This window comes from Spirosoma lituiforme, from assembly GCF_054776635.1.
Window position 1 is genome coordinate 229,685 of record NZ_BAAHBO010000004.1, and the last position, 22,569, is coordinate 252,253.

A 22,569-nucleotide genomic window follows, 5' to 3' on the forward strand; every position below is an offset into this window, starting at 1 on the left:
ATTAAGCGATCCTAATTCTTAACATTTGCGCAGTGTCGGTAGTTATATCCATCAAAATAGCCTCAATACACCGTTTGGCTAATTTGATGGAATTTACTCAACACAATGATACGAACGTTATGAAACGCAAAACATGGGTAGTAGGCGCTTTATTGCTGGCAATGGCAGGTTTGTCTTCCTGTGCGTCGACAGAGCGGCTGATCTACGGAAACAACGAAAATAGTCGGGAGGACATCGTTCAGCGGGATTCGAGAAGTAACCAGAATTCGAGAGGACGCCGAAGTTACGACAATGACGAAGGTGGTATTTTCAGCCGCCGGAACAGAGATCGGGATGACGATCGGATGAGCCGGAACGACTCGCGTGGTTCAGAGAATAGTTCATATCGGAATCCATATCAGTCGGATGATCGGATGGGCTATCGCAGCGAAAATTCCGACCGTCCAAACCGGATGTCGGGCGGAGACTCATACAACAACCCTTACAGCAACCGCTCAAACGATCGTCAGGACTCTTACCGTGATCGCGATTACGATGATCGGTCGAACAACCGGCGCGATTCATACAGTGATCGCGACGATGATCGGTCGTATAACAGCCGCAGTTCATATAATGACCGGTATGATGACCGGTCGAATAATAGTCGCAACCTGTATGATGACCGCCGGAACTCACGCGATTCATACAACAGCCGTTCGGATAGTGACCGCAACGACGGCCGGCAAAACGATGACCGAAACTCGTACAACGACCGGTATGATAACCGCCGGAACGATGATCGGAATGCTGACCGTGATCGGAATGACGACCGTCGGAACAGTGACAACCGCGATCGCGACAATGACCGGGACAACCGGAATATGAATGACGACCGTCGGAACGACAACCGGAACGATCGCCAGAATGATGATCGGAACTACCAGAACGACAATCGGAACAGCCGCCAGGACAACAACCGCTCTGATGATCGCAATTCGAACGACGACCGCGACAGCCGCCGGAATTCCGACAACCGCGACAACCGTAACAATGGCGATAACCGGGATAACCGGATGAATGATCGGGACAACAACAGAAACAACGATCAATCGAATAATCAAAATTCGGATCGGGACAAGCGTGATCTAACCGACCGTATTTCGGAGCAGATGGACAAAGTTGATAAGCAACTTGACGATGCGAAAGCCGAAGTGAAAAACGAGAGTAAACGGGATCGTCGGAAACGTGAAGACCGCGTGAAGGATCTCGAAGATAAGCGTCGTCAACTAACCGATTCGTACTATAAAGTTCAACGGTCGAGTTCAGATGACTTTGACAAAGTGAAAAAAGAGACGTCTAAAGTAATCGACGACATGGGCAAAGATCTTGACAAAGCCGCCGAGAAACTTGAGAAAAAATAAGTGATTAATTAATGTCGTACAAAAGGGCTGGTTCTGTGAATCAGCCCTTTTTTCGTGAGCCAACAAAACGACAAAGTATAGACCACTACCCTATCTTTGCGGTATGGCACTTATCAAATCTGTTCGGGGAAACCATCCCCAATTCGGCGAAAACTGCTGGTACGCAGACAACGTAACCATTGTTGGCGATGTAACGATGGGTCGTGACTGTACGGTCTGGTTCAACGCTGTTATTCGGGGCGATGTCAACAGCATTACCATTGGCGACCGAACCAACATCCAAGATGGAGCAGTCATTCACTGCACGTACCAGCGGCACAAAACCGTTATCGGCAATAGTGTATCCATTGCCCACAATGCCGTCGTTCACGGTTGTACGCTTGAAGACAATGTTCTGGTGGGCATGGGGGCCATCGTTATGGATGGTGCCGTTATCGGCACGGGCAGCATTATTGCCGCGGGGGCCATTGTTACCCAAAACACCGTTGTTCCGCCCGGCTCCATTTACGCGGGTAATCCGGCCCGGTTCCTGAAAGCCGTATCGCCCGAACAGGCCGAAATTTTCAGCCGGACAGCCAACAACTACGTCATGTATGCAGATTGGTTCAAGGAATAGCGCATGGACGATTTTCTCATTTATCTCCGCCTGGGTTTCGACCACATTACCGATCCCAGTGGTTACGACCATATCCTGTTCGTTATAGCGCTTTGCGCCGTATATACGATTCGCCAGTGGCGCCAGGTGCTTATTCTGGTCACCGCTTTCACGATTGGCCATTCAGTTACGCTGGCTCTGGCAACGCTACAACTCATTCATTATAAAACGGCTTTCATTGAATTACTTATCCCGATCACCATTCTGATTACCGCCGTTGTCAACTTTTCCTTCCGGGAGCCGGCCTCACGCACCTTCTCTGCCTCGTCGGCCTACCGTTCCGGGCGCTACGTTCTTGCTCTGCTGTTCGGTCTGATCCACGGCATGGGCTTCTCGAATTACCTGCGTAGCCTGCTCGGCCGCGAGGCTGATATTGTCAAACCACTGCTTGCGTTCAACATAGGTCTCGAACTTGGTCAACTGGTTATCGTCAGCCTCGTTCTTGGGCTGGCCTTCGTCATGATCGACCTGCTGCAACGCAGCCGCTTACGCTGGACCCTTGTTGTATCGGGTATCGTGGCCGGAATGGCCTTATCACTGATTATCAATAATGAGTATTTAAGTGAATTGATGAAGTAAAATCGCTGTATGATCGCATCTCCGTTCATCACATTGAAACCCGCATAATCTCTTTTTTTCGTACTTTTACCTCTCTTATCAACAACTACAAGCTGATTTATGCAAAAGATAGTTTTGCTGGTGGCAAGTTTGGCCATTCCGCTGGGACTGGTGCAGGCGCAGGCCCCATCACCCCGCGCTAATACGCGTTTCGAGCAACTTGGTCCTCTATTGCCTACGCCAAATACCTACCGAACAGCCTCCGGTGCCCCCGGCAAAGATTACTTTCAGAACCGAGCCGACTATGACATTAAAGCTACGCTCGACGACACCAAGCAACGAATTACGGGTTCAGAAACCATAATCTACCACAATAATTCGGGCGATGCGCTTCCTTTTTTGTGGCTGCAACTGGATCAGAACCTGTTTCGGCCCGACGCTACCGGCAACGTCGCTAAAACCAGCAGCATTAATCCCGAACAAGGGTCCTCGCTCCGGCAGATAGACGCTGCCGCGGCTCTGGAAGGCAAAGATTACGGCTATAAAATCACCTCCGTTCGTGATCAGGCAGGCAAAGCGCTCAAATTCACGATTAATCAGACCATGATGCGGGTCGATCTGCCCCAGGCCGTAGCGCCGGGCAAGACCGTAACGTTTTCCGTTGACTGGAATTTTAAGATCATTGACGCCAAAAATGTTGGTGGCCGGTCTGGCTATGAGTTTTTTCCGAAAGATGGCAACTACGTGTATGAGATTGCGCAGTGGTTTCCGCGCCTTTGCTCGTACAACGATGTGACGGGCTGGCAAAACAAGCAGTTCCTGGGTCAGGGTGAGTTCACGCTTATTTTTGGGAATTACAAGGTAGCGCTAACGGTTCCCAATGACCACGTGGTCGGGGCAACCGGCGAGTTGCAAAACCCAGCTCAGGTACTAACCGCAACCCAGCAGAAACGCTGGAATGAAGCAAAAGGCAAAGGCGACAAAGCAGGCGAAAACCCAACGCTCATTGTGACACAGGCCGAAGCCGAAGCCGCCGAAAAGGGTAAACCAACCGGCACAAAAACCTGGATTTACAAGGCCGATAATGTTCGTGACTTTGCGTTCTCCAGCAGCCGCAAATTTATCTGGGATGCCCTGAATCCAACAATTGAAGGCAAGAAGGTCTGGGCCATGTCGCTCTACCCAAAAGAAGCCAACCCACTCTGGGGGCAATACTCAACCCGGCTGGTTGCGCACACGCTTCGCTCTTATTCGCGCCGGACAATCGGTTATCCTTATCCCGTGGCTTATTCGGTTCATGGTCCCGTTGGCGGTATGGAATACCCGATGATGTGCTTTAACGGGGCCCGTCCTGAAGAAGACGGCACCTATTCGCAGGGCACGAAGAACTTCCTGATTCTGGTGGTTATTCACGAAGTAGGGCACAATTTCTTCCCAATGATTGTCAACTCCGACGAGCGGCAATGGTCGTGGATGGATGAGGGGTTGAACAGTTTTCTCGAAGGACTGGCCTGCCTGGAATGGGACGCAAATTTCCCGGCTCGGGGTATCGAACCTCAGTCTATTGTACCCTACATGCAGCTCGATTCGACCAAGCAAATGCCCATCATGAGCAGCTCAGATAACATTCTGCCGGGGACGTTCGGACCAAACGCCTACAGCAAACCCGCTACAGCGCTGAACATTCTGCGTGAAACGGTGATGGGCCGCGAGCTGTTCGATTATGCCTTTAAAGAATACGCGCGTCGGTGGGCCTTTAAATCGCCTGAACCAGCGGATTTCTTCCGTACCATGGAAGATGCGTCAGGCGTTGATCTGGACTTCTTTTGGAAAGGCTGGTTTTATGGCGTACAACCCGTGGATCAGTCGCTGGTGAAAGTGGACTGGTTCCAGCCTAATTCACAAAACCCGGAAATTACGAAAGCTGAAGCCCGCGCTGCCGCCCAGAAGCGAGCGAATACGATCAGCAAACAGCGGGATGCGCTGAGCAAAGATGAAACCGTTGTGGCTCAGGACAGCACGATGAAGGACTTTTACAATCGCTATGATCCGTATGCGGTTACCGATGAGGATCGCAAAAAATACCAGGACTATTTGGCTAGCCTTTCGGCAGAGGAACGGGCGATGGCCGAAGCGGGCACCAATTTTTATACGCTGTCGCTGAAGAATAAAGGCGGCATTCCAATGCCCGTTATCGTGCGCATGGAATTTGAGGATGGCACCGACTCTGTAGCCCGCTTCCCGGCCGAGATCTGGCGGTTTAATGACGTGTCGATCAAGAAAGTGATCGCGACGAACAAGAAAGTGAAACAGTGGACACTCGACCCATTCTACGAGATTGCGGATATAAACGCAGAGGATAACACGTTCCCACCCGTTTCGCAGCCAACTCGTTTTCAGTTATTTAAACAGCGGGGTGGCAACACGGCAGCGCCAAACCCCATGCAGCAGCAACGGCAGCAATCGCCGGCAAAACAGGGCACGGGTCGAAACTAACTAATCTTAACTTCCAATAAACTATGAGAAAACTAGTGTTGATGGCTGGTCTGGCCCTTTGGTCAGCCGCGCTGATGGCACAGGCACCGGCGGCTCCTACTCAAAACGCAAACGCGCGTTTTGAGCAGCTTGGCCCAATCTTGCCTACGCCAAATACCTATCGAACAGCCTCCGGTGCTCCCGGCAAAGATTATTTCCAGAACCGAGCCGACTACGATATCAAAGTCGAACTTGACGACGCCAATCAGAAAATCATCGGTTCGGAAACCGTCACCTATCATAACAATTCGACGGACGAGTTACCCTTTATCTGGCTCCAACTCGACCAGAATCTGTTCGCGAAAGGCTCGATAGGTAGCGTAACCCGGACAGGGGGTGTCACCGAAAGCGGCATGAGTTTCGCGCAGTTGCAGAACCTGACATCGGTTCGGGAGCGCAGTAGTCAGCAGGCTTCCGACAAGTACGGGTACAAAATTGTTTCCGTAAAAGACGCCAAGTCGAATGCTGCGCTGAAATACACCATTAACCAGACCATGATGCGGGTTGACCTGCCAGCAGCTATTAAGCCGGGCGGTAGCTACTCATTCAAGGTTGACTGGAATTATTTTGTCACGGACTATTACGGTCGGAGCGGCATGGAATTCTTCGCCAAAGATGGTAACTACAATTATTTCATTGCCCATTGGTTTCCACGCCTGTGCGCTTACAATGACGTAAATGGCTGGCAGAACAAGCAATTTTTGGGTCAGGGTGAGTTCACCCTTATTTTTGGCAACTACAAAGTAGCCATTACAGCCCCTGCGGATCACATCGTTGGTGCAACCGGCGAATGCCAGAACTATAAACAGGTGCTTTCTGCTGCTCAACAAAAGCGGATGGCACAGGCCGCTACCTCGAAAACGCCAGTTATTATTGTGTCGCAGGAGGAAGCGGAAGCAGCGTTGAAAACCAAGCCCAGCGATAAAGTAAGTAAAAAGACATGGTTATTTGACGCGAAAAATGTGCGTGATTTTGCCTTCACGAGCAGCCGCCGGTTTATCTGGGATGCTATGCAGACCGACGTCTACGGTGATGGCCGTAAGATCTGGTCTATGTCTTACTACGCTAAAGAAGGCAACCCACTTTGGGGGCAGTATTCAACCCGCGTTGTTGAGCACACGCTTAAATCGTACGGCAACCGGACCATCAAATATCCGTATCCCGTTGCTATTTCCTGCCATGCTACGGCGGGGGGCGGTATGGAATATCCGATGATTTCGTTCAATGGCGGGCGTCCGGAAGCTGATGGCACCTATTCTGAGCAGACCAAGGCAGGTATGATCGGGGTTATTATCCACGAAGTGGGTCACAACTTCTTCCCCATGATCGTGAACTCCGATGAACGGCAGTGGACCTGGATGGACGAAGGCCTGAATACCTTTTGCCAGTATCTGGCCGAAAAAGAATGGGATTATAATTTCCCCAGTCGTCGGGGCGAGCCTCAGTACATTGTCGATTACATGAAGTCGGATAAGTCGGTATTATCACCAATTATGACATCGTCCGATAACGTCATTGGTCTTGGACCAAACGCTTACGCCAAACCCGCCACAGCGCTGAATATTCTGCGTGAAACGGTTATGGGCCGCGAACTATTCGACTATGCCTTTAAAGAATACGCGCGTCGGTGGGCCTTCAAATCGCCTGAACCGGCTGATTTCTTCCGCACGCTGGAAGATGCGTCGGGTGTCGATCTGGATTGGTTCTGGAAAGGCTGGTTTTACGGCGTTGAGCCCGTTGATCAGGACCTGGTCGAAGTAGACTGGTTCCAGGTCGACTCGGGTAATCCGGAAGTGACGAAAGCCGCAGCTCGTGCCGAAGCCAGACGTCGGGCGGGTACCATCAGCAAGCAGCGGGATGCCGCTACGCAAGGGGAATCGGTTGTGGCGAAAGATTCTACCATGAATGATTTTTACAACAGCTACGATCCCTACACGGTAACGGACACGGATAAGAAAAAATACCAGGACTACCTCGCCAGCTTAAGTGCCGACGACCGGAAGACCCTAGAAGCAAACGCAGCGACCAACTTTTACACCTTGTCGCTGAAAAATAAAGGGGGCCTGCCGATGCCCGTTATCATCCGCATGCAGTTCGAAGACGGCACCGATTCGGTAGCCCGCTTCCCGGCCGAAATCTGGCGTTTCAACGACGTGGCCATCAAAAAAGTGATTGCCACTCCCAAAAAGGTAACGCAATGGATTCTCGACCCTTATCAGGAAATTGCTGATATAGACACGGAAAACAACGCCTTCCCGAGAATGGCCCAACCCACCCGTTTTCAGTTGTTCAGGCAGCAGCAACGGGGCGGTGCGCAAGGCCAGAACCCAATGCAGCAGCAAAAGCGAGCCGCCCAGCCACCAGCCGCCCAGGGTAGCGGCAAAAACTAAGGGAGCGTGTAGAATGAACAAGGGAGTAGACAAATTTTCGTCATTCTTCATTGTTCATTCTACACTCTTCATTACCTTTGCCAACCAATTCGGGATGTAGCGCAGTCCGGTAGCGTGCTTGCATGGGGTGCAAGAGGTCGTGGGTTCGAATCCCGCCTTCCCGACAACAGTTCAAGAGAGATGCAATCAAGGCATCTCTCTTTTTTTATGCCTTTAAAAAGGTTTTCCTCCCCGCGACAGACTTGTTAAGCGGCCATTGCGAGGCCACTTTCCCCTGTTCACAAATAATTTTTGAATCTTTTTATGGAATTCAGGAGGTCACGGCATCTATCCTGAAAGAGTTCGAATAGCTATTACAAAAGACACCTTTTAATAATCTTAACAATTATTTTATGAGTCACGCTCCGCCCTAACCCGTTATGAATAAGGACTCCAAACGAGTTTTTTCTGGTGTGTCGGTTGAGAAACAAGGCGTTATGCGACCTTTACAGGAGGTAGTTGTTCGACCAGGAAGTGATTTCTATCCAACTATATGTTGCTGGACTACAATAAAGTAGAAACAATAGACTTTAAGAATTGTGTTGTTATTGGCAGAAAACACATATTTTTGTGGAGGTTTGAAGGCATTTCCTTTAAAAATTTAGATGCACAAACCGAAAGAGTCTAAATTTTTCACTTTTTTTACCGGGTAAACCAACTTTTAATATTTAACCCTACAGTCCAGTTCCAATGAAAACACAAACTCCTTCTCCAGCACCCGCCAAAGCAGCGGCACCAAAAAAGAAGTCAGGTGGTCTTAACCCCGCGTTAGTAATTCCGGTATTGTTGTTGATCGGTATCCTGACGTACATGTTCGTCTTCGGTGATGGCAGCCACTTCCAGGAGGGCGACAATACGAAAGAACCACTTCCCGGCGACTATTTCGGTACAGTTTACAAGGGAGGCTTTATCGTACCAATTCTGTTTACCTGTTTTCTAACGGTACTGGTATTCTCAATTGAGCGTTTCATCACCATTGGCCGCGCAAACGGATCTGGTTCGATCGACGATTTTGTTCGGAAAATCAAAAGCCTCCTCGACCGTAACGAAGTTGCCGCTGCTATCCAGGAGTGCGACCGTCAGAAAGGTTCGATCGGTAACGTTGTAAAATCTGCCCTTGTTAAGTACCAGCAGTTAGCTACCGACACGCAGTTGGACAAAGAACAGAAACTGGCTGCCCTGCAGAAAGAAGTAGAAGAAGCTACGACGCTGGAATTGCCGATGCTGGAAAAAAACCTGACTATCATCGCTACGCTTGCTTCGGTTTCGACACTGATCGCCCTGCTTGGTACCGTACTTGGTATGATTCGCGCTTTCGCAGCCATGGGTGCTACGGGACAGCCTGACACAGGTGCGCTTTCGACGGGTATCTCTGAGGCTCTTGTAAACACGGCTCTTGGCATCGGTACAGCTGCTATTGCCACGATCATGTATAGCTACTTCACCAGCCGTATTGACGTGTTAACCTACAACATCGATGAAATCGGCCTGAGCATTCAGCAGAACTTTGCCGCTCATTACTAAAATTTCAGAATAACTTATGCCAGCAGTTAAAGTAAAACGCGCCAGTTCTTCAGTGGACATGACCGCGATGACAGACGTGGCGTTTCTCCTCCTGACGTTCTTCATCCTTACGGCCCAGTTCCGGTCGCAGGATGCTGCCGCCATCGAAACACCTTCGTCTATCTCCGGGATCAAAGTCCCCGATAACGATATCATGACCATTGGTCTTGGTAGAGATGGCAAAGTCTATTTCGGTATCGACAATGCGCAAAACCGCATTGCCATGCTGGATAACATTGCTGCCGCGAAAGGACTTTCTTTCACCGATAATGAGAAAAAGGAGTTCTCTCTAATGTCTAACTTTGGATTACCAATCAATCAGTTGAAGTCTTTCCTGAACCTGCCCAAGGAACAGCAGGGTAAGATCAAACAGCCTGGTATTCCAACAGATTCGACCGGCGCAGCGCCAACGAATGAATTAAAAGAATGGGTTTACAATGCCCGTAAGGCTAACAACAATCTTCGAATTGCGTTGAAAGGCGACAACCTCGCTAAATTCCCCGAGTTCAAGAACGTATTAGCTACGCTACAAGCACAGAACATCAACAAGTTCAACCTGATTACGGGCACAGAAGCGCCCCCGGCTGGTTGGAAAGCTGATTAAGTGCCTAGCGACTGCAACTATAGTCGATTTTCACCACGCGAATCTGTTAAGAAAACATGGCAGAAATTAATACCGGCGGTGGTGGTGGTAAACATGAAGGTGGTAAGGTACGGTCAAAGAAAGCGTCAACCCGTGTGGATATGACACCCATGGTTGACCTGGGATTTCTCCTGATTACCTTCTTCATCTTGGCCACCACCCTGAGCAAACCATCTTCGATGACGCTCAACGTGCCGGATAAAACAAAAACAGAGGAAACGGAGCCGATTAAGGCGTCCAACGTAATGACGATCTTTCTGGGGAAAGACAACAAGGCGCATTACATTTTCGGGAAAGCCGCTAACGAAGATCCTGAAGTAAAAACCGTTGGGTATGGCTACGAATTCCGCCAGGCACTTCAGGAGAACGCAAAGAAAGTAGGTGGCGAGAAGTTCGTCGTCGTTATCAAGCCAACAAAGCAATCAACCTACAAAAACATGGTTGATGTTCTGGACGAGATGGCGATTACGAAACTTAAGCGGTACGCCCTCGTGGATGTACTCACTCCGGACGAGAAGAAACTTCTCAAAGACAAAGTACAATTAGACGCATAACACCATGGCAGAACTAGAATCCCAGGCAACGCTCGATGATATCGTGTTTGCTAACCGGAACAAAGCATATGGTGCTTATGATCTTCGGAAGACGTACCCTAAAACCGTAACACGGGCGCTGATTATCGGCGGTATTCTGTTTACGCTAGGTGTATTAACTCCAACGATCATTACCGCTCTAACTCCGGAGAAAGAAGAACAGGCAATGGTAGAGGTGGACTTGATGAAATTGCCACCGCCACCAATTGACCCGAACGAACCACCACCACCGCCACCACCGCCGGTAGAATTACCGAAAGTAAACACGGTGAAATTCCTCCCGCCGGAAGTAAAACCGGATGAGGAAGTACCCGAAGAAACGCCACCACCGGCTGTTGAGGAATTGAAAGAAGCCGTTGCTGCTGAAAAAACGCAGGAAGGTGACCCAAATGCCGAAAACATTATTGCAGCACCCGAAGCATCGGCGGCTCCAACAAAAGTGGAAGTTGCCGTAGAAGCCGCCCCGAAAGAAGAAGAAATCTTTACGGTGGTTGAACAGCAACCTGAGTTTAGCGGTGGTATGGCTGCTCTTGGTCAGTATCTAAGCAAAAACCTGCGCTATCCAGCAGCGGCTCAACGGGCTAACGTGGCCGGGCGGGTATTTGTAAGCTTCGTGGTGAACACGGATGGTAGTATTCAGGATGTACAGGTGCTGAAAGGTCTGGGCTTTGGCACAGATGAAGAGGCACAGCGCGTAGTAAAAGGCATGCCGAAATGGCGTCCTGGCAAACAGTCAGGTCGGCCGGTTCGGGTGAAATACAACTTACCGATCAACTTCACGCTGGAATAAACCCTATGCGCGGACAAAATCGAGGTCCAGCGCGGCTAACGCTGTATATTTCAGTATTGGCCTCACTGGCATACTTGGGAGGAGGCATCGGACTGATTGCCTCCTCTCAGTCTTTTGGGGTGCTCCCAGAACCCGGCCTATTTCGGTACAGCATGGGAATTTTACTGTTTGTGTACGGCGCTTTTCGAGCGTACCGGGCTTATCTACGTTTTCAGGAAGATGATTAAGCAACTTCTGGGTATCACACTACTGGCTGGTTTGATGAGCTGTAGCGACGGAAAACCACCGCTGGACAATCCCTCGCGCGGAAACATTGTTATTGCAGCCGACGAATCCTTTCAACCGCTGGTCACCCAGTTGACTTCAGCTTATGCCGGGATTTATCCAAACGTTCATTTCGATGTAGTCTTCAAACCTGAGCAGGAAGCCATCAATATGATGCTTCACGATAGCGCCCGGCTTGTGTTCACGACTCGCCCGCTTAGACCTAATGAACGGGCCGTATTTGATAAAAACAAGATCAAAGGCTTGACTGAGAAAATTGCGACTGATGGCGTAGCCCTCCTTGTTAATAAGGCAAATACAGACAGCCTGATAACAATGGCGGAGTTACAACGCGTTTTTGAGGGACAGGTGAAAACCTGGAATCAGTTGAAGAATGGTAACCAAAGCAGCCCGATTACGCTGGTGTTCGACAACAACAATTCCAGCAATTTGGAATTCGTTTTGAACACGTTTAAGATTAAAAATGTTAATAACATACGAATCTTTACGACACGTTCGAATCGGGAAGTCATAAACTTCGTACGCAAGAACCCATCGGCACTGGGTTTCATTGGCGTGAATTGGATTAGCGACAGCGATGAACCACTGTCCGTAGAACTGGCCAAAGACTTGCGGGTCATGGGGGTGTCGGGCAAAGAGAACCCAACGAAACGAGATGATTATTTTCAACCGTTTCAGGAAGACCTGGGCATGCAACGCTATCCGTTACGCAGACCAGTCTACATCATAAGCAGAGAAACACACCCTGGATTGGGTGGGGGGCTGATCAACTACGTCGTTAGAGATGCTGGTTCACTAATCATTGGCAAATTGGGCTTATGGCCCAGAATCCCTTACGATCGCGTAATAAACATTACTAAATAAGTAAGTTTTTTAGGTTTGCCTGCAATTTTTTAGATTTGCTAATTCGTTTAATAGGTACTAACAAAATCCCCTAATTTCCAACTTGAATTACATGATGAACAACCAGAAGCAATCGCTGATGACCATCCTGTTCGTTGGGGCAACTATGACGGCCCCTTTAATGGCGCAGGACGTTCAGACAGCCCTGAAAGACGTAGAGGCTGAGCGATATACTAAGGCGGGGCAAACGCTGACGCAGTTAGCCACCAGTGCGCCGACGGCTGACAATCAATTTTATCTGGGTTATTATTACCTGAGAAGCGGTCAGTTGGATAAGGCGAAAGCAACCTTTGAAAAAGGAGCAGCTGCCGATGCGAAGAACCAATTAAACAACATTGGTCTGGCTGGTGTGGCTTTGGCTAAAGGCGACGGCGCTACCGCTAAATCGCTTATTGATAACGCTGTTGCCCAGACGAAGAGCAAGAATCAGGATGTTTTGATCCGTGGTGCTGAAATGTACACACTATCGGACCAGCCAAAACAAAATGATCCGGCTGCTGCTCTAAACTTGTTGACCGTTGCTGACGAAAAAGACAAGAAGAACGAAAACGCCGAAATCGAGATGTTGATGGGCGATGCGTACTTCCTGAAAAACGATGGTGGTAATGCCATCACGAAATACGAAAACGCCTTGGCGATCAGCCCTAGCCTGGCCGAAGCCAATTACAAGATTGGTCGTCTGTATCTGCGTGGTAAAAACTACGCTAAAGCACAGGAGTTTTTTAAACTGGCGATTCAAAATGATCCCGAGTTTGCTCCTACCTATCGTGCCTACGCCGATGCGCTGGCAAACTCCCGTGCGTACAAGGCAGCTGCCCAAAACTACGAACTGTATGTACAGAAGAGTGGTACGACCGATCCAGAGCAATTGCTCGACGTAGCTCGTTATAAGTTCCTGGCTCAGGATTATCAGGGAGCCATTGCTTACTTGGATCAGTTGAAAGGGAAAATCAACAACCCGATTATTGACCGGATGTATGGCTGGGCTTACAGTGCTTTGGGTAAAAACGCTGAATCAGTTGAGTCACTCAACCGGTTTATCTCGACAGCGCCACAGAAAGTGATGGCTGACGATTACAAATACCTGGGCCGGGCGCAAGCGCAGTTAGGCACACCGCAGGGCGATTCGATGAGTATCGTCAATCTGGAGAAAGCCGCTCCTATGGATACGACGGAGAATCTGTACCGTGAAATTGGTAAGAAATACTACGATACCAAGCGTTACGACAAGGCCGCCAGTTACTACGTAAAAACGATTCAGAACGACAAAAAACCGCAGAATAACGACTATCTGTGGTTGGGTCTTGCCAATTACCAGTATGCTCCACGAGTTGGTCGGGATAGCTTGGCGGCCCCAATGGATACCGCACAGATTCGCCAGGTAAAACAGCAGTATTACCTGCGGGCTGATTCAGCTTTTGCTTTAATGGCGCAGAAAATTGAATCTGATGGGAAGAAGTACCCCCTAGCCTACTATTATCGTGCGGGGGCTAACTACTACGCCTATCCGAAAGATCAGGAGAAAGCGGCTAGCACAGCAGGTCCGTTGTATGAAAAATTCATTGAACAGGCATTATCGCCCGATTCGACGGACAAAACGGATTACAAACGCTATTTGATAACATCTTATAAAGCACTGGCTGGTTTTGCCCTTCTGAAAAAAGATGATGCCAAAGCGAAAGAATATTTCGAAAAAGTTCTGGCAATCGATCCGAATGATGAGAGTGTTAAGCGGGCATTGGAAGGTCCGAAAGCAGCACCGACACCAACAAACAGAACGGCTCCAAAAGCACCTGTCAAGAAAAAAACAGCTACCAAGTAGGCTAATTTTTTGACCGATACATAAAAAAGCGTGGGTATACTACCCGCGCTTTTTTTGTTATAGTGGAATAAAGCGTGTGGCTATCAGGGAATACAGCGATTTTATCAAAGGCTATCGTAACTTTGCGAGCGCATTTTTTGACAGATCGACACTACCATAAGAACCGTATGCTTAATCTTGTACTGTTTGGCCCCCCGGGTGCCGGGAAAGGAACCCAAAGCGAGTATCTAATAAAAAAGTATAACTTAATTCACCTATCGACGGGTGATTTGTTACGATCGCAAATTGCCGCTGGTACTGAGCTGGGATTACAGGCCAAACAATTGATGGATCAGGGTTTATTGGTGCCCGATGAAGTGGTCATCGGCATGATCGAGAGCAAGCTACGGGAAAATAAATCAGTGACCACATCCGCATCGACGGACCAATCTGCCGGGGGGTTCATTTTTGATGGGTTTCCCAGAACGGTACCACAGGCTAAAGCGCTTGATGAGTTGTTGGATCAGCACAATACCAGAATAACCAAAATGATTGCGCTTGTCGTAGATAGTGAAGAACTGACACGGCGGCTTTTACTCCGGGGACAAACCTCCGGCCGGCCAGACGATCAGGACGAAGAACTGATTCGTCGTCGGATAAGAGAATATAATGACAAGACGGCTCCGGTAGCTGATTACTATAATCAGCAGGAGAAATTCGCGGCCATTGACGGCATCGGTGAGATCGACGGTATTTTCAACGAAATATGTCATCAAATCGATGGGTCAGTTGCACAGTAAACAGCAATTATGGCTTCATCAAATTTCATTGATTACGTAAAAATAAATTGTCGCTCGGGCGCGGGCGGTGCAGGTTCCGTTCACTTTCGCCGAGAAAAGCATACTCCAAAAGGTGGACCCGACGGTGGAGATGGTGGTCGGGGTGGTCATATCATTCTGCGGGGAAATTCGCAACTCTGGACGCTTTTGCACTTAAAATACCGTAAGCACGTAAAGGCGGGTCATGGCGTGGCCGGTGAAGGCGGCCGGCGGAGCGGTGCCCAGGGAGAGGACGTCATTCTGGAAGTGCCGCTTGGCACCATTGCCCGCGATCCGGAAACAAGCGAAAAGCTGGCTGAGATCACAGAAGAAGGTCAGGAGATCATTCTTTTTCCCGGTGGCAGGGGCGGCATGGGAAATGACCATTTCAAAACACCTACGCAGCAAGCGCCTGATTATGCACAGCCCGGCGAGCCCGGTCGTGAAGAATGGGTTGTACTGGAACTGAAATTATTGGCTGATGTTGGCTTGGTTGGCTTTCCGAACGCAGGAAAATCTACCTTACTATCTGTCTTGTCAGCTGCCCGACCCGAAATTGCCGACTACCCTTTTACAACCCTTGTTCCCAATTTAGGGGTCGTAGCGTACAGAGATTACAAATCGTTTGTAATGGCTGATATTCCGGGAATTATCGAAGGCGCTTCGCAGGGGAAAGGTTTGGGATTACGCTTTCTGCGCCATATCGAACGAAACTCAATACTACTTTTTTTGATTTCAGCCACCTCAGAAAATATTCGACAGGAATATAATACGTTATTAAATGAGTTGCGCGAGTTCAATCCGGAACTAATGGATAAAACGCGTTTACTGGCTATTACAAAAATAGACCTCATTGACGAGGAAGCCCGCCAGAAATTGGCGAGTGATTTACCTAAAAAAGTACCGGTTGCTTATATCTCTGCCGTGAGCCAACGAGGCCTGGACGAATTAAAGGATATTATCTGGCAAAATCTGACAAGTATCGAGCCAGTCTGATTATACCCGTATCTGTTTATCAACAACTGCCTGGCAGGCAGGTTGTGCCTTAAATTACTATGAAAAATGTTTCCGTAACGTTAGGTACGGCCTTTATTTTATTGCTCCCATTTTTAGCAATAGCCCAGATTCAGGTTTCTTTTCCTACAAATCGCGCGGTTCTTCAACGTAACAATGCCAACCAGGCCACTATCCGTATTACAGGTTATTATACGACAGCCATAACCAGAGTTGAGGCCAGATTGCAGGCGCGGGATGGGCAGGGAAGTTCGGTAGATTGGCAAACCATACAGGGCAATCCGGCGGGCGGTGTATTTGCGGGCAACATAACCGGATCGGGTGGCTGGTATAACCTCGACGTACGGGGTATGAACGGCGATCAGCAGGTAGGCAGCACAACAACCATTGAACGTGTTGGCGTTGGCGAGGTATTTGTCATAGCTGGTCAGTCAAATGCGCAGGGAATCCATCAAAATGCGCCAAATCCGCAAAACGACCGGGTAAACTGCGTAAATTATCGCTACCCCGATAATGGATTCCCCGGCGACCCGCCGACTCCAGTTTATACAATGCTCGATAATTCTGCCGGTTTTACCATTGCCCCCCGAGGTATGGGTAGCTGGTGCTGGGGCCAGCTAGGCGACCTTCTGGTAAAACGGTTGAACGTACCGGTCATGTTTTTTAATGCGGCTTATACCGGTACATCATCACAGAACTGGATTGATAGTGCTCCCGAAGGAGGTACGGCCTATGGTCCGGGTGGAGCTTACTTACCTCGTCAGCCTTACATCAATCTTAAAATTGCCCTCCAGTTTTATGCCAACTCGCTCGGAGTTCGGGCTGTTCTGTGGGAGCAGGGCGAAACCGATAATTTATTAAATGTATCAACCAGTCAGTATGTTAACCAGCTTCAGGCCGTAATCGCCCGGAGCCGCACTGACTTCGGACAGGCCGTTCCCTGGGTAGTGGCGCGATCATCGTACGGCGATAATTTTGGTGTCGATGCAAACGTCATTGCAGGACAAAATCAGGTTATTGCCACAACCACTAATGTCTTCGCCGGTCCCTCCACTGATGCGATCCAGGTACCCCGGAATCGACCACCGCTCAATGATGCTGAGGGCTTTCATTTCGACTACAATGGCCTTATTGAAGTAGCCAATGCCTGGAACGGCAGTTTAACGGATGGATTTTTTCAGAGTGCCACCCCTATCAGTCCAAAATTAGCTCCTGCACTTTCGGTTGCCTGCGCCAGCAATAATAACCTGACGCTTTCAGTAAATGGAAGTTACGCAAGCGTGCTCTGGGAATCGGGTGAATCAGGCAATACCATCACGAAAGGCGCGGGTACTTACCGGGCTAAGGTGAAAGATGCCCAGGGCAACACTCTTTTGACCGGATACGTCAGAGTATCGGATGCCCCCGTAGCCGCCACCAGCAACAATGGCCCACCTTCAGTATGCATTGGCAGTAGCTTGGCCCTGACAACAAACTACGATAACGTAAGCTGGATCAATCAGCAGACAAATCAGACCGTTGCCACATCGCGCTCCTTTAGCACCGTTTCGGCAGGCGTATACTACGTTCGTTATCGGGACATAAGCGGTTGCGATTTTACGTCAAATACGTTGAATGTTACCGTAAATCCGCTACCCGCGACGCCTACTATTTCCAATGAGAAATCGACGACGTTCTGCCAGGGCGACAACACAACACTACGAGCCAGTGCAGATAATGTTAAATACAATTGGAGTGATGGTCAGACCAATAAAGTCGTTAGTGTTGGAAACTCGGGCAATTATTTCCTGACAGTAACCGACCAAAACGGCTGTACGTCAGCACAATCCAACACGATTGTCGTGACAGCAAATCCGGTTCCTGTTAAGCCCGTGATCGCGGCAAGCGGTCCGACAACGTTCTGTGCCGATCGTACCATTACGCTGACGGCTCCGCAAAATGTAGCTTACCAGTGGACAAGCGGCCAGACCAGCCAGAGCATTACCCTTAGTCAGTCGGGCAATTTTGGGGTACGTACGACCAACGAGTACGGATGCAGTTCCGTACAGTCGGACATTGTAGCCATCAAGGTAAACCCGCTGCCGTCTACTCCTTCTGTCTCGGCTGCGGGAGCAACGACCTTTTGTGAAGGCAACCGGGTTACCTTAACCGCAAGCAGTCCAATAGACATCGTTTGGTCGAGTGGTCAAACAGACAAAACCATTGTGGTTGCTACATCAGGAAATTATGCGGCTCAGGCGCGTGACCAAAACGGTTGCCTGTCTCCGTACTCATCTGTACTGGCCGTAAAAGTTAATCCACTACCAGCTACGCCAGTTATTTTAGCCAACCCATCGCCAATTATATGCGAGGGAGACCGCGCTACTTTGCGGGTCGATGGATCGTACACCGTCTTCTGGAGCACTGGCGACTCCACACAGCGCATCACGACGGGCACGCCGGGTACGTATTCGGCCAGTGTTCGCGATGTAAATGGATGCCGATCCCTGCAGGCAGGCTCTATTACGGTCGAGACGAGGCCACTGCCTCCCGCTCCAACCATCAATATCATTGGTACGTATACCCTGGAAGCAGTAAGCTCCACGAACGGAACGCAGTTTCGCTGGCGCGTGGGTAACGACTCGTTAGCTGCCCAGACAGCCATCATTAAAGCAAATCAGTCCGGCCTTTACACTGCGCGCGCTTCTACTGTTTATTCACAGACGCTGACTTGTTTTTCGGCTCTATCGTCGCCAATCACCTTTACCATTGATGCCAATAACAGGGGGCTGAGTATTTATCCAAACCCAAATCCAGACAAAATTCTGACTCTGGAAACGCAGGCTAACCTGACCAATGCGACCATTACCGTTTATACCTTAACCGGCCAGGTAACGCTGACAGCAGTCGTTCCTGTATTTGACGAACGTAAGCAGCTTATTTTAACCGGTCTCCCCTCGGGTTCTTATATTTTACGGGTACAAGCGTCTGGTTTTGACGTTTCTAAACGAATTCTGGTCGGATTGTAATATTAATTGTACGGTAACCGTTTATTCATAGAAATTAACTTTAATTTTGCACTTTATTGGGAAAACAAACCCCTGTCTAGTACCCTATTCTGTACTAAACAGCGGTTTGTTTTGGCCTATACCCTTATTTACTTACCGGGTAGATAGAAGCTCATCATAAAAAGTTATTGAAAAACACAAATGAGAAACCGTTATTGTCTAATTCTTCTGCTGGCAGTCAGTTTGATCGTCGTTAATAGGCGGGTATCCGCTCAGACTGCCAGCCAGGTGATAAAAATTACATATCCTGAAAGCCGGGCTATTTTCCAGCGCGAAAACGATAACACCAGTACTATTTACCTATCAGGAAGTTTGTACCAGCCAGTTGACAGTGTACAGGCGCGCGTTCAGGCCGAAGAAACTAATCAGGGTACGAATACAAACTGGGTCACTATCCAGCGAGGTTCGCAGGGCGGGATTTTTCAGGGTTCTTTACGGGCAAAAGGCGGCTGGTATCGTCTGGAAGTACAGTCCTTTGCCGGTGGTGTCGTAACCGGTACCAGCGTAGTTCGCAAAGTAGGGATTGGCGAGGTATTCATTATAACGGGCCAGTCGAATGCGCAGGGTTTCCAGAATTACGGTGCCGTGGGCGCTGGCGACGACCGAGTCAACTGTGTCAGTTATGATAACAGCACAGCGAACTCACTAAGCGACCCTCCGGCACCAACGTTCCAGCAGCTAACCGCTACCTCCCTCATTGGTCCTCGTGGACAAAGTGCGTGGTGCTGGGGTTACCTGGGCGACCTACTGGTAAAGCAGTACAATGTTCCCGTTCTGTTTATCAACACTGCCTGGCAGGGGACCACCATCCAGAACTGGCGAGAAAGTGCCGATGGCAAGGTCACAAAGAACCTATTTGCTTTAGGTACACCGAATGAGAACTTCCCGACGGGTATGCCTTATGCTAACCTGGTTATCGCGTTACGCTACTACTGCTCGCTTCAGGGATTAAGGGCTGTTTTGTGGCAACAGGGTGAGTTCGACAACTTTCCGCTCCACTCCACCCGGAAAGATTATGCCGATAACATGCAGTATCTGGTGAATAAGACACGCGTCGATACCGACCGATATCCTGCCTGGGTGCTTGCCCGTTCCTCTTACAACAATGGGCAGGTCAGTCAGGACATTATTCAGGCACAAAACGACGTAATCAATACGTATAACAACAACGTATTTGCCGGGCCCTTTACAGATAACATTCAGATTCCGCGTTTCGACGACGTTCACTTCGGCAACCGGACAACCAATAACCCAGGCGATAAGGGCCTTAATGATTTGGGACAAGCCTGGTTTGCGAGCATGAATGCGGTTTTCTTTTCCAGCTCACGCCCGCTCCCACCCCTGCCTCAGCCCATGGTCAATGTGGCCTGCGCAACGTCCAACAACAGCATTACGCTTACCTTACCCAGCCTGTATAACTCTTATACCTGGAGTTCGGGGCAGAAAACACAAACAATCTCGGTCAATCAGCCGGGGGTTTACCGGGCCGTTCTAAAAGACAGAGTAGGGAACACGTACCTGTCGCCCGCGCTCGACGTACAGAGCCCCATTCAACCGACAACGCCAACCGTATCGCTCAGCAGCCAGCCAGGTACTGTTGTAGCTAATCAACTACAGGTATGTGCCGATTCCAGCCTGTCACTCATCGCTAACACATCGGCCAACAGCACAGGTGTGTGGAGTGTAAGCACAACGACAACCGTTAGCAAGACCATTAACTTGAGCCAGTCGGGCACGTATTCCTTGCAGGCGGTGAACGTGTATGGCTGCAGATCGGCGCAACCGACCACGATCACCCTAAGCGTCCGTCCGAAAGTACCCGTGCCCACTATCGAACAGATTGGAGCGTATAGTTTGCAGGCTGTGCTGCCAACCCCAACGGGTGGTCAGCCAGACCTGTTCGATTGGCGCCGGGGGGGCGAGGTGATTCCCCAGAGAAGTGCCGTTGTGAAAGTCGTTGTTTCGGCGAATTATTCAGCTCGTACGCAAACAACCTACACGCTGTCGAACAATTCGGCACTGACCTGTTACTCTAGCTTTAGTACGCCCAAGCCGTTCGCATTCGACCGGTCGAATGGTGGTTTGAGCATATACCCCAATCCGGCTACCGGTGGCTCGGTCACGATTGAAACCATCGAAGACCTTAACAACGCGGATGTCAGTATCTTCTCCTTAAGCGGCCAGGAGCTTTTTTCGACGCAGGTACCTTCGCTTAATGAACGCAAAGCCATCGACGTATCGGGACTGGCTCAGGGAGTTTATCTTATCCGCGTCCATTCAGCTGATTTTGACATATCCCGGCGCATTATCATTAACCGATAGCGTCATTTACAAATTTTGCCAACAGAGGCCACTCCATAACGAGTGGCCTCTGTTTTTTAGCTCCTTTCATCTGCTTGTTCGGAGTTGATAAACTAATTCCTGTGGCTTATCTTTGAAAGATAGTGGAACGAACGCCAGTGCGTACCTAAATGGCCTTATTGGTTTTATCGCTACCTTTGCGCCGTTCCTGTCAACTACACGTATGAACGCAACCTATCTTCCGGCCGATTACTTACCGGTACTTATTCAACTGGGCCTGGCGCTTGGCTTCATCGTAACAACGATGATTGTGACCCACTCGATCGGACCAAAGCGCAACAGTCAGAAAAAAGATGACCCATTCGAGTGTGGTGTTCCGGTGCAGGGTGATGCCCGTACGCCTATTTCGATCAAGTATTTCCTGATTGCCATTCTGTTTGTTCTGTTCGACGTTGAAGTTATCTTTCTTTACCCCTGGGCGGTTAATTTCAAAGGATTAGGTGTTACCGGATTTATTGAAATGGTGCTGTTTATGGGACTCCTTCTGGCAGGTTTCTACTACGTGATCCGCAAGGGAGTTCTGAATTGGGAATAAAGATTTAAATGAATTTTAGAGCATATTTATTCGTTGTTACAGTAAGCAACTATAACCGCAACGGCGGACCGTGTTTTTTATGGCAACTGATATAAAGCTGGCTGAGGCCCCCGCGAGTTATGATGGCCCGGGATTCTCGGCTACGTCGTTTGATAAAATTATTGGACTGGCTCGGGCGAATTCGCTCTGGCCATTACCCTTTGCGACATCGTGCTGCGGTATTGAGTTCATGTCAACCATGGCCTCTCATTACGACCTGGCCCGATTCGGGTCAGAGCGTCCCAGCTTTTCTCCCCGACAGGCCGATATGCTGCTCGTGGCGGGAACGATTGCCAAAAAGATGGGACCCATTCTCAAGCAGGTCTATTTACAGATGGCCGAACCCCGTTGGGTAATTGCCATTGGCGCCTGCGCGTCGAGTGGTGGCATTTTTGATACGTACAGCGTTTTGCAGGGTATTGACCGTATTATTCCGGTGGATGTATATGTACCGGGCTGCCCACCACGTCCCGAACAGATTCTGGATGGGGTAATGCAGTTGCAGGAGCTGGCCAAAAACGAGTCACTCCGCCGACGCAATACCGAAGAATATACCAAGCTGCTGAATTCATACAGCATTCAATAAACGGTAGCTGGTCG

Annotated in this window: 17 protein-coding genes and 1 tRNA gene; all 18 read left to right on the forward strand. The window is 49.5% G+C overall.

What is annotated here, in order from left to right:
* Positions 1 to 119: 119 nt before the first annotated feature.
* Positions 120 to 1,400, forward strand: coding sequence for a hypothetical protein (locus ACYU87_RS16415; protein ID WP_461135164.1), 1,281 nt, complete (start codon positions 120 to 122; stop codon positions 1,398 to 1,400).
* 103 nt (positions 1,401 to 1,503) lie between these two features.
* Entirely contained in the window at positions 1,504 to 2,016 is a 513-nt protein-coding gene (locus ACYU87_RS16420; RefSeq protein ID WP_461135165.1) for a gamma carbonic anhydrase family protein, read from the forward strand.
* 3 nt (positions 2,017 to 2,019) lie between these two features.
* The gene (locus ACYU87_RS16425; protein ID WP_461135166.1) at positions 2,020 to 2,634 is read left to right on the forward strand and encodes a HupE/UreJ family protein; all 615 of its coding nucleotides are present in this window, start codon (positions 2,020 to 2,022) and stop codon (positions 2,632 to 2,634) included.
* Between the two features lie 99 nt (positions 2,635 to 2,733).
* Positions 2,734 to 5,109, forward strand: a complete 2,376-nt coding sequence (locus tag ACYU87_RS16430; RefSeq protein ID WP_461135167.1) for a M1 family metallopeptidase — start codon at positions 2,734 to 2,736, stop codon at positions 5,107 to 5,109.
* 23 nt (positions 5,110 to 5,132) lie between these two features.
* The gene (locus ACYU87_RS16435; RefSeq protein WP_461135168.1) at positions 5,133 to 7,538 is read left to right on the forward strand and encodes a M1 family metallopeptidase; all 2,406 of its coding nucleotides are present in this window, start codon (positions 5,133 to 5,135) and stop codon (positions 7,536 to 7,538) included.
* A gap of 90 nt (positions 7,539 to 7,628) precedes the next feature.
* Positions 7,629 to 7,702 (forward strand) — tRNA-Pro (locus ACYU87_RS16440).
* Between the two features lie 565 nt (positions 7,703 to 8,267).
* Positions 8,268 to 9,101 carry a MotA/TolQ/ExbB proton channel family protein gene (locus ACYU87_RS16445; RefSeq protein WP_461135169.1) on the forward strand — a complete coding sequence of 278 codons (834 nt, stop codon included), beginning with the start codon at positions 8,268 to 8,270 and terminating at the stop codon, positions 9,099 to 9,101.
* Between the two features lie 16 nt (positions 9,102 to 9,117).
* Positions 9,118 to 9,744, forward strand: a complete 627-nt coding sequence (locus ACYU87_RS16450) for an ExbD/TolR family protein (protein WP_461135170.1) — start codon at positions 9,118 to 9,120, stop codon at positions 9,742 to 9,744.
* A gap of 56 nt (positions 9,745 to 9,800) precedes the next feature.
* Entirely contained in the window at positions 9,801 to 10,337 is a 537-nt protein-coding gene (locus ACYU87_RS16455; protein ID WP_461135171.1) for an ExbD/TolR family protein, read from the forward strand.
* Between the two features lie 4 nt (positions 10,338 to 10,341).
* Positions 10,342 to 11,166, forward strand: a complete 825-nt coding sequence (locus tag ACYU87_RS16460) for an energy transducer TonB (RefSeq protein ID WP_461135172.1) — start codon at positions 10,342 to 10,344, stop codon at positions 11,164 to 11,166.
* 219 nt (positions 11,167 to 11,385) lie between these two features.
* The gene (locus ACYU87_RS16465; protein ID WP_461135173.1) at positions 11,386 to 12,315 is read left to right on the forward strand and encodes a PstS family phosphate ABC transporter substrate-binding protein; all 930 of its coding nucleotides are present in this window, start codon (positions 11,386 to 11,388) and stop codon (positions 12,313 to 12,315) included.
* A gap of 91 nt (positions 12,316 to 12,406) precedes the next feature.
* A complete protein-coding gene (locus ACYU87_RS16470; RefSeq protein ID WP_461135174.1) occupies positions 12,407 to 14,176 on the forward strand; it encodes a tetratricopeptide repeat protein in 1,770 nt (589 codons plus the stop codon).
* 167 nt (positions 14,177 to 14,343) lie between these two features.
* Positions 14,344 to 14,955 (forward strand): adenylate kinase, encoded by a 612-nt coding sequence (locus ACYU87_RS16475; protein WP_461135175.1) that lies wholly within the window; start codon positions 14,344 to 14,346, stop codon positions 14,953 to 14,955.
* A gap of 9 nt (positions 14,956 to 14,964) precedes the next feature.
* Positions 14,965 to 15,969: a GTPase ObgE gene (obgE, locus tag ACYU87_RS16480; RefSeq protein WP_461135176.1), complete on the forward strand. Its 1,005-nt coding sequence runs from the start codon at positions 14,965 to 14,967 to the stop codon at positions 15,967 to 15,969.
* Between the two features lie 59 nt (positions 15,970 to 16,028).
* Positions 16,029 to 18,995 carry a T9SS type A sorting domain-containing protein gene (locus ACYU87_RS16485; protein WP_461135177.1) on the forward strand — a complete coding sequence of 989 codons (2,967 nt, stop codon included), beginning with the start codon at positions 16,029 to 16,031 and terminating at the stop codon, positions 18,993 to 18,995.
* A 180-nt stretch (positions 18,996 to 19,175) separates the two neighbouring features.
* Positions 19,176 to 21,356, forward strand: a complete 2,181-nt coding sequence (locus ACYU87_RS16490) for a T9SS type A sorting domain-containing protein (protein ID WP_461135178.1) — start codon at positions 19,176 to 19,178, stop codon at positions 21,354 to 21,356.
* Positions 21,357 to 21,558: 202 nt separating this feature from the next.
* Positions 21,559 to 21,930 (forward strand): NADH-quinone oxidoreductase subunit A, encoded by a 372-nt coding sequence (locus ACYU87_RS16495; protein ID WP_461135179.1) that lies wholly within the window; start codon positions 21,559 to 21,561, stop codon positions 21,928 to 21,930.
* 79 nt (positions 21,931 to 22,009) lie between these two features.
* Positions 22,010 to 22,555, forward strand: a complete 546-nt coding sequence (locus ACYU87_RS16500; RefSeq protein ID WP_461135180.1) for an NADH-quinone oxidoreductase subunit B — start codon at positions 22,010 to 22,012, stop codon at positions 22,553 to 22,555.
* The last annotated feature ends 14 nt before the right edge of the window (positions 22,556 to 22,569 follow it).